We start from the raw sequence: 14741 nt of genomic DNA, 5'->3' as shown, positions 1-14741 counted from the left end.
ATGTGAACAAAAAGATCTTAAATCGAGTATTGCTGGTTTTTCTTGTTGTGATTTGGGGAATTGTATTTCAAAAAATCTTTAAATTTTTTGGTAATTCTTCAGATCAAGAAGACCTGGCATTTAAAATTCAGCCAATCGTACCTCCTAAAAATAATTTCTCAAAAGATACCTTTAATATGAGCAGGATTTCCAGAGATCCTTTTCTGGGAAAAGTTTCTTTTTCTAAAAGGAAGCAAGTAGCATCAACAAAAGTGAAGGTTCCACCTACTCATCAACGCACTAACCGGTCGAAAAGTAAAATTGCAAGTGTAGCATCCTGGCCAAAGATTAGTTATCATGGATATGTAAAAGGAGTAAAGAGTACGTCTGAACTCATCCTAGTTAGAGTCAATAATACATTTAAAAAATTACATGAAGGAGAGTATTGGGAAGACTTAAAAATACAAAAGGTGTATAGAGATTCTATTATTGTAAAAAGAAATAAAGTATATAAAACCATCTATAAAAGCCGATAGCTTTTATACATCCCTACTCATGTGAGAATATAATGGTTGCACAATTGTTTTTTTACTATCAAATAATTATAAAAGTTTTTTAAGTGTACGAAATAAGCCATAACAATAATGATGATACCTACCGATATGATTATATGGCGATTCCATCTGACCATTGAAAACAATAAAAATAAACAGATGAAATAAAGAATAATAGTAGTGAGCCCCTAAATTAATTTTGTTGATTATGTATATTTTTAAAATACCTACTGTAAAAAATAGTGCTATAGCGATACTATAGTTGTAATTTTTAATGTAGGATTAATTTGTGATATAATAGTAATACTTTTATTATTCTCTTGTATCACTTGTGTTTCAGGTACATTATGTAGTGTGCCACCTTCATTTACATGTAACAACTGCTGTCTTTGATTCGAGTATTTTTGTGCAATTTCTTCCTGTGGGGTTATAGACCCAAGATATACAGATAGTGGTCTGGGTTTAAAATCAATAAGCCAGCTTATCAGTTCAAGATTAGCGTGTGTAGTCGATTTTGTTTCTCCCGTTAAAAAATTAACGATGGGTTTAAACTTATCTCCAGGAGTACGTTCTATAGCCCGTATTTTATTTTCGCCTTCTTTAAATTTAAAAAACCGATCAAGAATGCGATCGTCATACTTTTCGTTTCGCTTATCTATCAGCCATAGACAGGCTTCTTTAATTTGTTTTCGAGTAGGCGCGGTTAAGTAACTACTCATTGCTCCTCCCTTTTCTTTTTTATACTTCTCAAGAATTTCATTCTGATACGTACTACTTGTTTTAAGTCCCATAGATTTTTTTGAATTATTTGGAATCTTACAGCTTTTTCTGGAACCTCAGGAATCTTTTAAGTTGATGATCAGGCAACTCCTAAAGCCTCCTTATATTCACAGTATAACTAGTTCCGGTTAAACAATGCTAACATAATAAATGTATTAGCGAAGTTTTTACGGAAATCCGTAATAGGAGGGTTACAGACCAATTGGAAAGTAGTCTTACATCCTCTTTCTGGGTCCCGCTGTACATATATAAAACAATGAGTGTTCTTAATTGTAAGTTACAGCTATGGCTTGCAGGATTTTCTAAGAAAATTCGGGAAAGTATTTGGTATGTCAAATTCAAAAAAAGTAAAGATGATGAAAACTCTATGTTACCTGGTAATAGTATTTTCTGAGAAACTATAATTAAGAATGCGAAGTAAGCAAATCTGTTATGTTTAATAATTTAACTACTTACAGGCGAGATTTAATTTATATTTTTGGGAAATGAAATCTCGGCAGATCATTTCTCTTTTTTTGTATGTATGTATTAGTAGCTTTGGTTGTACTTACCAGGTATTTAGTCAGATCAATACACCAGTCATTGCTTCCCGGGAACTTGATAGCATCTCTAGGTATTATAAATTAAGTAAATCTGATGAGCTTACCTATGAACGGCGATTGAGCTACATCGACTCCTTTTTAGAAAAAGCGGAATTGTATAAAAGTGATTCGTTAGTATACTTAGGTTTAATGAGAAAAACGAAGTTACTTGGGGAAATTAGGAAATATGATGAAGCCGTTCTCTATTCTAAACAACTTTTAAGAGTAGCAGTAAATAACAAAGACACTTTATATATAAGTAAAGCCCTCACAAAATTAGGAATCTATCATAAAAGAGATAGAAAGTTTCATGAAGCTTTTCGATACTTAAATAATTCATATAGGATATCGAGAATTATTGGTGATAGTTTAACTATGGGTAAAAATCTGCTACAAATGGCGAATATTCAAACATTTTTAGGAGATTATCTTGGTAGTAGAACTTCTGCTTTAGAAGGTGTTAAATATATAAAGGAATCAAATGATATTAGAAGTCTTTCCGGTTTATATCATATAATTTCAGTTTCTAATAGACATCAAAAAAGATATGAGGAAGCAAAAAAATACAATAGTAAAGCTATTGATCTTGCTAGAGATAGTGCGACTATTGATAAAATAGGCTTAAAGAATATTTTGATATTCAAAAATACAAAAGCACTTATACATGCTAATGAAGGCAATTACGATGATGCAATTGTAAATTTAAAAAAAATGATCTCTAACCCAGTAATTAAAAATGATCTTAGAGAATATTCCAGAATTCTAGGAAATTTGGGATATGTCAAATGGTTACAAAATAATGAAAATGTCGAAAGTAAGAACATACTTCTTACATCTTTAGAAATTAGAGAGAAGATAAGTGATGCCGAAGGATTAAATACTGTGAATATCTATTTAACTAAATACTACCTAAACAATAATAATTCAAAAGCACTAAAATATGCAGAATCCGCTTATCAAAATGCTTTACAATTAGGGAGTCTTACTTCTATCATAGAGTCTCTTGGCTATATCTTCCAACTAAAAGACAACGTAACCGAAGAGGCCAAAGTATACCATGAAACCTATCAAAAGCTTAATGAGATTAACCAAAGCAATCGTGAGATCTATGCAGTTACCAAGTATGAAAATGAACAACTAGAACAGCAAAATATACAATTAGCCAAAAAAAATAATACGATGACCGGCTATATGAATGTAGCAGCAGTACTATTGGTACTTAGCATGATAGGTATAGGCTATTATGCTTACCAGCGACACCAATATAAAAAACGGTTTAACGCAGTATTGGCGAGGCAGCAGAACCATACTACCAACACTATAGCTACAAAACCCAACCCTAACCCTGGTATTAAAGAACTCCCTGCATCGATGAGCCAGGAAACTTTGGATCATTTACGTAACGCACTAGAACAGTTTGAAGCGCAGGAACACTATCTGGCTCCAGATATTAATGTACATACCCTGGCTCAAAAGTTTAACTCTAACACAAGCTATGTCTCTATGGTGATCAATGCCGATAAGCAAAAAACGATGAATCAATATATCAATGATTTACGAATTGATTATGCCATTACCCGCTTACAACAAGATAAGGTGTTTAGAAAATACACCGTTAAAGCCATTGCCCAGGACATCGGATTCAATTCTGCTGAAAATTTTGCTAAAAAATTCTACAAAAAGACCGGTATTTACCCATCCTACTACATCAAAAAACTGAATGAGGACGTATAATACACCATGAAGAGGAGCATCATGTAACCGTCATCCTGAACCTGATTCAGGATCACATCAATTTTGTGATTAGAACGTAAACTAAGAAATAAAAACAAGCCCGTGCTGAATACTGAAACAAGTTCAGCACAGGCTCGTTTCAGCATTCCAAGTAAGGTGTAAATTACCAGTTTTAATGAGTATTTGGATTATTTTATAGACAACTATAAAATTTGCCTACGTTTGGCATAAATCTAATACTAAGTATGCTATACAAGCCGGTTAAGGGAAAGTTATCGTGCTCCCGATTATACAAATCGGCACCCCTCATTTTATAAAACAAGACGTACTTACCTTGTTTCTCTCAACTATTATCGGCTAGTTTTGTGATCATGAAACAACTACCAAATCATATTTTCGTTGGTCCTAGCTCGCGGTCGAGAGGTCAGTACGAAATAGTACCCGAATTGATATTTTTCTTTACAATTACCTTCCTGATGTACAACTACTAAGTGAACTTTATTTAAAACAGAATATAAATGACCAGCCACGGATATACTACCAAAAATCAGTTTCTAGTAAAAACCATACAAGACCTGCATATACCTCTTGATCAATTTATGTACAATCTGGTGCATTGCAGTCATTATGAAGTTATTATTTATATCTGGATTCATAAACTGTATGATAAGCAGAAAACAAGTGAAGAAGCAGTGCAGCTTATCTATAAAGCGAGGAACTTGTTTTTATTGGGTAAGTGTGGGGCTGGAGCGGAGTAGTTGAGGAGTTGAGTAATTGAGTAGTTGAGTGGTCGAGTGGCGAGTTTGTAGTATTGGATTCTCTCCGTTAGGAAGTGTTTCTTAATTCAGAATGTAGAATTCAGAATTACGAAATGTAAAATTTAAAAGGAAAAATGTAAAATTTTAAAGTAAAAAACACTGATTACTTAATACTCATTACTTAATACTATATAAAATCACAAGGGTATTCCCTCCTTGAGGAGGGCAAGGGAGGTGTTTTTTAATTCAGAATTCAGAATTCAGAATTATGAAATGTAAAATTTAAAATGTAAAAGTTTAAAGTAAAAAATACTCAATACTGAGTACTTAGTACTCCGTACTTAATACTATATAAAATCACAAGGGTATTCCCTCCTTGAGGAAGTGTTTTTGAATTCAGAATGTAGAATTCAGAATTATGGAATCTAAAATTTGAAATGAAAAATGTAAAAGTTTAAAGTAAAAAATACTCAGTACTCAATACTCTGTATTACAACAAATACACAATAACCATAAAACATATAAACAAATGAACGAGAACAACAGGATTAGTAAAGTATTAACTTCAGAAGAAGTTAGTACCATCCAGCAATGTGTCACCACCCTTAAAGAAAACCTTGGTTTTTTACAAAGTCTAACCCCCAACGAGCGTAGAAACTTACCTAAGATTAATAGTGCTAACAAAATATTTGCAGAGGATAGTTTGCATATTCTTGAAGGAAAACCTCAATGGATTCCATCAGTGCTAACTGGTGAAGAAGCTAGAAAAGACCTTACCCTTTTCGAACAACTCGATCCCTTAATCTTAGAATTAGAAAGCTTGTTACGCCATCTTAAAGATACCCAGACTATTGTAGGGAGTGAAGTGTATCGGGTTGCGCTATCGGTATATAGTCTTGCAGATGCTGCTAGAAAAATGCCTATGGAAGGAGCACAAAGCGCTCATGAACTTCTTAAAACCCGATTTTCACAAAGTGTAAATACCAAACCTACTACCCCTACTGAGGATCCTATGCAATAAAACAGAGGAATAGGTAAGCGCATTGTCAAAATCTATAGACTGGATCATAAAAACCTAGCTCAAGCATACCCAATTGTTACGTTAACATGCTATTAATTAGGGACAACTAATGTATTGAAGTAGTCATCCTGACAAAGTTACCGCGAGCTTCTGGAAATGAAGTACCCCACCTTCATAATTCAAGTAGAAGAACTGACAAAGTTACAGGGTTCTTTAACAATTGAAGTACCTAGGAGTACTTCTATAAGTGGGAAGGGGTACATAGGTAAGTGGGTAGTATTTGAAATACATCATCAAAAGGGAATAAAAATCAAAACATCAAAACGCTATCAATTATGAAAACCATCAACAATCAAATAGAAACCATAGCCCGTATCGATCGGCTGATCAGGATGCAGGCAACTGGTACACCCGAAGCCCTGGCCAGCAGGTTAGGGATCTCGAAAACCACCTTATACCGAACACTCAATGTAATGAAAGACCTAAATGCCCCAATCACCTACGAGCACGATCTAAAAAGTTTTGTATACGAAAAAGCAGTAGGCTTTCGGTTTGGGTTTTATGTGGATTCGGGATTAGTGTCTGGTACTAAGTATTAAGTAGTGAGTATTAAGTACAAAGTACGGTGTACGGAGTAATTATGACAGTATTTCCTCCTTGAGGAGGTGTTTTTGAATTCAGAATGTAGAATTCAGAATCATGAAATGTAAAATTTTACATGAAAAATGTAAAAGTTAAAAGTATAAATATTCATTACTCTGTACCTAATACTTAATACTATATCAGATCACAAAAGTATTCCCTCCTTGAGGAAGGCGAGGAAGTTGTTTTTTAATTCAGATTGTAGAATTATGAAATGTAAAATTTAAAATGAAAAATATAAAATTTTAAAGTAAAAAACACCAATTACTTAATACTCTGTACTGAATACCATATAAAATCACAAAAGTATTCCCTCCTTGAGGAGGTGTTTTTTAATTCAGAATGTAGAATTCAGAATGATGAAATGTAAAAGCTTAATACTCTGTACTTAATACTACCTGCTAACAAAAACCAAAATTTTAACATTTAAAAATACCTGAGTTTCAGAAAATGAAACTGGCAGGGTTTATTATTGCAAAAATAAACAACAAAACAATACCATCATTTAAAACTAAACAACATGAGAATACAGCTATTACCCATAGCATTGATCTTTTTTAGTGTCTGTATTTTTGCGCAGTCGCCCGAAGAAGAGGGGTCATTTGTTGATCAGTCATTACCCGTTTTACCAGTAACTCCAGAGGCAGCCTCTTTGGGGCGATATGGAAACGTACCGGTAAACCTTGCTGTTGGAAAAATTAACCACACTGTTCCTTTATATACGATTAAAGTAGGGGATTTTGAATGGCCTATCTATTTATCTTACGATTACAATGGGTTGATTACAGAACAAGATCATCCCATGACAGGTATGGGGTGGAATCTTATTGCTAACGGAATGATAAACAGACAAGTACGAGGCAGGCCAGACGAGTTGTCGAACAGTAATTATAAAGCCACTACAATAGCACCTTACATTGAAGGGGCATTTAATCATCTAACGGGTGAGGCTTATAAGAGAAAGCACTATGAAATAGTAAGCAATTTAGCACACTATAATTTTGATGGTGAATCAGATAAATACACTATAGGAGTACCTGGTCTTGGGGGCAGTTTTACTTATGATGAAAATGGAGGTTTGGTTTATATAGATTATAAAAATTATAAGATTGAAAAAGAGAGAAACAAATTCAGGATCATAGATGATAGAGGTATCACCTATTATTTTGATAAAAATACCTGGGGAACGCATTCTTTTGGAGGTCAGGGTGAATCAGCACAGTCATCTGTAATAGTTGGATACTTACTCACAGAAATACGATTACCTAACCGTAAAGGGAGTATATACTTCGATTACGGAGAAGAAGAACCCTATGGGAAAATTGTATTTACAGAGTTAAAAACAGTAATCACAAAAAATGGTCCTGGTCAAACTATTATCAATCCTGAAGTTGCGTCGCATTCTTCATTGACCAGAAGGAAATTAAAAAAAATAAGATTTCCAGAAGGTGAGGTGATTTTTGATATTACAAACGGTACTGATCAGGCTATAGCAACCCAATCATTGAATTATATCATTATTCGAAACACGCATAAACAAATTGCTAGATATGATTTTACATATAGCGACAAGACCAAAAATAGAAAAACTCTAGATCGTATTACTAAAAGTAATGGTTCAATACGTTCTCCGTGGTATGATTTTGAATACCATCAGTTCCCATTAAATATTGCAGCAGAACAAAATTTTAAATATCAAGATTATTGGGGCTATTATAATTCTTCTTCCAGGTCTTTACTTGAAAGTGAAAATAAAGAGATAAAATTTGAAAATACGGTCTCAGGAGCTTTAAAAAAGATCAAATATCCTACCAAAGGAACTACAGAAATTCGCTATGAGCAAAATCAAATATTGAGTCAGACCGAGCCTTCTCCTTGCGATACATCAAACTTCTCTTCATCTAAAGGTCAAACCGTAAACTTTAGAGAAGGATTATCAAATTCAATTATTGATGAAGTTATTAATGTACCAAAAAATAGACTGGTCAAGGTATCAGTTAATCTACATGCCGGGGATGCAAGCGAAAATACAAGTTATTGGGGATTAGAGATTTATGAATTTAATATTACTACTGATGGGGGCGGGTGTGGTGAAAAAGTTAATATACCCATAGATTTTTCAGGAGAGTCTATATCTTGTCGAAATGTAGTAGACTGTCCCAAAACTTGGTCAAGCACTCAAATTTCTGATAGGGGATTCACCACAGAAGGTAAAATAAGAATTCGAGGAAGGGTATCAACTCCAACAGGTACAAGTGGAAGGTTAATAATTACATATTCGTATAATACCCCTCAATCTGATTATTATATAACCAACTATGGGGGTGTTAGAGTACAATCTACGAAAGATTGCGATGCTTACGGAAATTGTACTTTAAAATCATATAAATACTCTTCTCTTTCATTAGCTGTTAATACGTTTCGCTCTAAATATACAATATATCAGAATAGAGCAAGCGGAAATGGAAGTTGGACATATACATCAGCGAAAAGTATGTTTGACTACTTGAGCTATCAGGGTTCTCCTGTTTTTTATAAAGAAGTCAAAGTTATAGAAAATGGCAATAGAAATGGTCATACTATTAACCGGTACTCCTTTATGGGGCCTTCCGGAAGTGGATTTCCTTTTGTTACCCCACCTAATAATAATTGGATTAATGGTAAACTAAAAGAACAAGAAATATATGGTACTAAAGGTTTACTACAAAAGACGGTTAATGAATACGCACAATACTATCCTTATGGTTTCGGTGGAAGAAGTACAAAAAGAGCATATGGATTAAATGCCGCAAAATATAGATATAGATATGCCATCTTTGGTACCGACGAATTATTAATTAACGGTGATCCCAAGGACTATTTAGAGAATCAATACACAGATTATCCTAAGGCATTACAGTTAAAGAAAACGACTATTACTAATTACAAAAAGGAGGGAGACATAATTCAAGAAACCAATTACCGTTATGACGCTCCTCGCGGTCAACTAAAAACCCAGACGGTTATCGATAGTAAATCAGGCACCCAGGAAACCAATTACTATTATCCTTATGATAAACGAAGTACTGTTAATAACAAACTGGTCGCTCAAAACCGAATAGCAAACCCGATTGAAACAAAGTATAAAATAAATGGGGCACAACAATCAAACCAGGTTACAGAATATAAAGATTGGGGCAATACTATCGTAATGCCAGGGATCACTAAAACTGCTAAAGGTAATACCACACCCGAACCTCGCCTTACCTACCATGATTATGATTCTTATGGCAACCCGCTAGAAGTATCCCAGGCCGATGGAAAGTCTATTATGTATGTATGGGGGTATAACTATACCCAACCCATTGTAAAGATTGAAAATGCAAGTTATACAGGTATTCCATCTGATGCAAGGACTATACTTAATCAGCTACAAACGGCTTCAAATACAGAGAACAATACCGCTCAAGAAGAACACATGCGCAATTTAATTGGAAACATAAGAAGGCATGCGTACTTTAAAGAGGCGCAGGTTACGGGGTATACCTACGATCCGCTTATAGGTGTCACTAGTATCACTGATCCCAAAGGGGAAACTACCTATTACAAATACGATGATTTTAACCGATTAGCTTATGTTTTAGATCAGGATGGGCATGTGACCCAGCAGCTGCGTTACAATTATGAAGGACAGGGTACCGAAGCTTTGGGATCGGTGAACATTATCCCATCGGTATCAGGGACAATTTTTGCTAGGGATAGGATCACTTTTAGTGCTGGAGCAAGCTCATCAGCTTCGATTGTATATTCATGGAGTGTTAACGGGGTTCAGGAGCAATGTGATGCAAGTGCAAGTTTCGTTAAAATATTTAGTACAGAAGGAAATTATACGATCTCTGTAGTAGCCTATGATCCACAAACACAGTTAAGTGCGAGCAGTAGCCTTCAGGTTTATGTTGCCTACCCAGAATTAAAGAGACCATTAGTTGATGAGAGTCATGAAAATGTTTTATATGGTACAAAGGTCACCTACACCGCAAGCCGTATAGGCGGGGGTTCTGGATCGTACCGGTACGAATGGTATATGAATGACGTAAAGCAATCTGCCACAGGTAAGAAGCTTGAATTTACTGGTCATACCACCGCTACCCACCACATCTATTTCAAAGTCATAGACTTGATCACAGGGAAGACTACAAAGAGTAGTACGCAAAGACTAGAAGTTTATGACAGGATAGGGGTTCCCTCCATAGCTATAAATACAGCTGCCCATGTACTCTCTGGAACCACCATTACGTTTACGGGGAGCAGAGGTACGGGAGGTCCTCCTGAAGGGGATACAGAATATATGTGGTATATCAACGATATAAGGCAAGATGATAATACGGTATTAAGAAAGCTATTTTCAACATCAGGAACTTATGTCGTACGTTTTAGAGTGATAGATGATGAAATAACAGGGCATTACAATGAGAAAAGTGTCACAGTACATGTACATCCGAACCTTAACACTCCTAATTTATCAACTCAATATACTCACTTCGTCAAAGGCTCTACAGTTACTTTTACTGCTTCAAACATAGGAGGGGGATCTGGCAATAGGCGCTATGAATGGTATGTGAATAATACAAGACAGGCGTATACAGGAACACAGTTGCGGTATACGTTTAACGCAAAATCTACTTATACCATCAAATTTAGAGTGATTGACAATACTATTCCAAACCATACACGAGAAAAAAGTATCACGGTCTATGCTTATGATCCATTAAGAACACCAAATATAAATAACAATATTAGTAATAGAGTACATATTGTAAAAGGGACTACGGTAATCTTTACTGCAAGTGGAATTGGTGGAGGATCAGGAGCACGTAGGTATGAGTGGTACCTTAATGGAGTAAAACAAAGTGCTACGGGTACGAGTTTAACGTATCAGCATAATACAAAAGGAAGTTACCAGGTCAAATTTAAAGTTATTGATACCCGAATTACCTCACCGGGATATTCTGTTGAGAAATCTTTAACGATGTATGTCTATAATCCTATGACAGTGACTTCCAGTCCAGGAGCAGGAGTTATGGGTAATGGAGTTTGGAGTTTACGATTGAGAGCGAATACTCCAAAAGAAGGATCTGGTCATTTTACGCGTTCGAAATGGACGATAACTAGAAAAGCTAACCCTTATTGGAGTAGTGTTTTAAACACCTCAGCATCAATATATACTTTTCATAGCAATAGTAATGGAGAGTTTGAATTGTCTGCAGATTTTACAGACACGAAAACTAAGCAGACGTACAAGTTAATAATTCCAATCACTGTAAACCGAACTACTGGCGGTGGCGGTGGTGGTGGCGGAGATGATTGTCCAAACTGCGGGGATCAATGGTAAGAAGTGTCAACCAAAAAACAAACAAGATGAAAACAATCCTATATAGCATAGTACTTTTAGTCGTGGGCTTGCAACTACATGCCCAGACCTCTTTATCCGATAAGAATTATATCCATACAATCATCCCACAGGGACCAATAACTATAGATGCAATCGAGAATGTGAATTGTTCTACAATAGGGCAATCGAGCCATACCATAGAAAGTGTCACCTACTTCGATGGTTTGGGAAGACCAATGCAACAACGCGCCATCAAGGCATCGGGTGCAGGGGCTCCCATAGTCAATCTGCTCCCGGAAGACTGGAGCGAAGGTCAGGGGAGTACACCCTTTTATAATCAAAACGGATCTACTGCAGAGAACAACCGGGTTATGGGTATAGACCCGGCAGGGGAACGCTCTTTGTTATGGCGATGTGGTAGCGATGCAGATAGTAATGCCGACGGGGGTTGGAACACAGCTTATTTTGAGATTGATAATACGGCAAGTTACCGATATACCGTTTGGGTCAAACGAACAGGTTCTCAAGATGGTTCTACCTATCATGGTATCCAAAATGTCAATAACCTAAACGGATCAGAAAATGGGAATCCATACTTCTGGCATGGAGATCTTCCAAAGCTGGATACCTGGTATTTATTGGTGGGAGTGGTTCACCCGCATCAATATACAGGTGGAAACTCTGGGATTAGCGGGGTGTATGATAGCTATGGAAATAAAGTGATTACCGGTACCGATTTTAAATGGAGAAGCACCATGACCAGTACCCGGTTTAGAAGTTATTTGTATTACAGTACAGATTTGAATACCAAACAATTCTTCTGGAACCCTGTAGTTCAAAAACTAAATGGTAACGAGAGGTCAATCATCGCAATTGCTTTGGGGGCGCAACAGGAAATAGGTGATATTGTTACCCATATCACCTATGATGATTATGGGCGGCAAGACAAGCAATACCTTCCTTTCGTATCAGGAGATAACGGGGCGTTTAAAACCGTAAATGTTATCGATGACATCAATAGCTATTACCTAAACAAACACAGAGAAGACTTCCCTGGGATCACAAACCCCTCAGAAGTGAATGCCTATAGTGAAAGTGTATTTGAACAATCCCCACTTAACCGCGTGCTGGAACAAGGTGCCCCGGGGGCAGCCTGGAAAGCCAATCCAGGTAGCGATACCGATCATACCATCAAGTTCGATTGGGCTACCAATACTACAGGGGAAGTGATTCGATTTGATGTAGATTTTCCTAAACCCAACAATACCGAAGCTCCTGCACTACAACAAAATGGCCATTACCTTGCCAATGAACTCTATGTCACCATCACCAAAGATGAAAACTGGAAGCCCGGGGATGAAGATCTAAGAACAACTAAGGAGTATAAAGATAAACTAGGGCGTGTGATTCTTAAAAGAACGTACAACAATAGCTCCTCCCCCTCTACAGGGGGAGGTGGCGAAGCCGGAGGGGGTGCACATGATACCTACTATGTCTATGACGATTTCGGAAACCTAACCTATGTCATCCCCCCAAAAGTAGATACCAGCGACGGTGTATCAAACATTGAGCTTGACCAGCTTTGCTACCAATACCGCTACGACTATAGAAACCGACTCATCGAAAAGAAGATCCCTGGCAAAGGAGATCAAAACAATTGGGAATCGATTGTTTATAACAAACTGGACCAACCCGTACTTACCCAGGATCCTAACCAAAAAGCAAAAAACGAATGGCTCTTTACCAAATACGATGCCTTTGGTAGGGTAGCTTATACCGGTAAGATCACCATACCCAACAAAACAAGAAAACAATTACAAACTGAAGCTACAGCATATAACAATAAGTTATGGGTACAACGAGGTAGTGCAGTGATGATTGGGGGTACCACTATGCATTACAATAATGGAGGATATCCAAACGTACAAAATGCAGAAGTGCTTACGATTACTTATTATGATGATTATGATTTTGACAGGGCAGGGATCAATGATCCGGGTACGGTCTACGGGGTAGGTACCAGTGATCGTACCAAATCCCTGTCTACAGGTAGTAAAGTAAAAGTACTAGGCACCTCTTTTTGGACTACTACAGTCACCTACTATGATAATAAAGCAAGGGTGATATACAATGAAAGTAAGAATGAATACCTGGATACCCATAATATTGTAAAAAGCAAGCTTGATTTTATAGGAAAAGTAGAAAAAACCCATACCTACCATAAAAAAGGCAGCCAAGAAGCGATCGTTACCGAAGATGTCTTCGAATATGACCATATGGGCAGGCTTACCTCTCAAACCCAAAAGATCAACAATCAGGAGGCAGAACAAATCGTTGCCAATTCCTACGATGAGTTAGGGCAGTTAGTTCAAAAGAACGTAGGAGGAATAGCTTCCTCCCCTGTAGGGGGAGGTGCCGCAGGCGGAGGGGGCACTTCGACTACGCTCAGCACAGGCTTGCAGACTATAAATTATCACTACAACATCCGTGGTTGGTTAAAAGGAATTAATGATGTTGATAATTTAGGAGACGATGTATTTGCTTTTGGAATAAACTATAACACCATTACCGAAGGTCTACACGCACATGCTTTGTACAACGGTAATATTAGCGAAACCCTTTGGAAAACAGCTAACGATAACCAGAAAAGAGCGTATGGATATCGCTATGATGAATTGAATCGATTTACAGCAGCCAATGATCATGAGAACAGATATGTAGTATCTAGCATTACGTACGACAAGGTTGGAAACATCCTATCCCTGGCAAGAAACGGCTGGCAAAACAATACTAACTATGGGAATATGGATGTTTTAAGTTACCAGTATGATGCAGGAAACAAACTAAAAAAAGTGACCGATACGGGTAACAAAACCTATGGTTTTAAAGATGGAACAAATACTAATGATGATTTTGAATACGATGCAAACGGGAATATGATCATCGACCGTAACAAGGGTATTGCTAGTATCACCTACAATCATTTGAATTTACCTGAGACCGTTTCGATAAGCAACAGCGAAGGTACGGGAACAATTTCGTACATTTACGACGCTACTGGAGCGAAACAACAGAAAATCGTTACAGAGGGAAGTTCTAATACAAGTACGGAATATGCACAAGGATATGTTTATAAAAATGATAATCTAGAATTCTTTAACCAACCGGAAGGAATTGTAGAAAAAGAGGATGATGGGTATAAATATGTCTATCAATTTAAAGACCACTTAGGCAATATCCGACTCTCCTACTCAGACCGCGATAATGACGGGGTGGTGGACATTCTTAGAAATAATACTGATATCGATGGTGACGGGGATT

The 14741-nt window shown here is 36.7% G+C and carries 8 protein-coding genes; 7 read left to right on the top strand and 1 reads right to left on the bottom strand.

Annotated elements, in window-relative coordinates:
* Positions 1–2: 2 nt before the first annotated feature.
* Complete coding sequence (locus J8281_RS11580; protein ID WP_210197793.1) at positions 3–515, top strand: hypothetical protein; 513 nt, start codon at positions 3–5, stop codon at positions 513–515.
* Positions 516–778: 263 nt separating this feature from the next.
* On the opposite strand, the gene J8281_RS11575 is transcribed toward J8281_RS11580, so the two are convergent.
* Positions 779–1324 (bottom strand): hypothetical protein, encoded by a 546-nt coding sequence (locus J8281_RS11575; RefSeq protein WP_210197792.1) that lies wholly within the window; start codon positions 1322–1324, stop codon positions 779–781.
* 474 nt (positions 1325–1798) lie between these two features.
* Between J8281_RS11575 and J8281_RS11570 the strand changes: the two genes are divergently transcribed.
* From J8281_RS11570 to J8281_RS11545, 6 genes are all read left to right on the top strand, one after another.
* Positions 1799–3628, top strand: a complete 1830-nt coding sequence (locus J8281_RS11570; RefSeq protein ID WP_210197791.1) for an AraC family transcriptional regulator — start codon at positions 1799–1801, stop codon at positions 3626–3628.
* 518 nt (positions 3629–4146) lie between these two features.
* The gene (locus tag J8281_RS11565; RefSeq protein ID WP_210197790.1) at positions 4147–4386 is read left to right on the top strand and encodes a hypothetical protein; all 240 of its coding nucleotides are present in this window, start codon (positions 4147–4149) and stop codon (positions 4384–4386) included.
* Positions 4387–4915: 529 nt separating this feature from the next.
* Positions 4916–5407: a hypothetical protein gene (locus J8281_RS11560; RefSeq protein ID WP_210197789.1), complete on the top strand. Its 492-nt coding sequence runs from the start codon at positions 4916–4918 to the stop codon at positions 5405–5407.
* Positions 5408–5742: 335 nt separating this feature from the next.
* Complete coding sequence (locus J8281_RS11555) at positions 5743–6006, top strand: HTH domain-containing protein (RefSeq protein ID WP_210197788.1); 264 nt, start codon at positions 5743–5745, stop codon at positions 6004–6006.
* A 563-nt stretch (positions 6007–6569) separates the two neighbouring features.
* Entirely contained in the window at positions 6570–11420 is a 4851-nt protein-coding gene (locus J8281_RS11550; RefSeq protein ID WP_210197787.1) for a hypothetical protein, read from the top strand.
* Between the two features lie 26 nt (positions 11421–11446).
* On the top strand, positions 11447–14741 hold a 3295-nt coding region (locus J8281_RS11545; RefSeq protein WP_246849099.1), incomplete at its 3' end, for a DUF6443 domain-containing protein.

Source organism: Aquimarina sp. U1-2 (assembly GCF_017897595.1).
In the GTDB taxonomy this organism is placed as follows: Bacteria; Bacteroidota; Bacteroidia; order Flavobacteriales; family Flavobacteriaceae; genus Aquimarina.
Note: the sequence above shows the minus strand (reverse complement) of the source record. Positions and strands in the feature narration are given on the sequence as shown.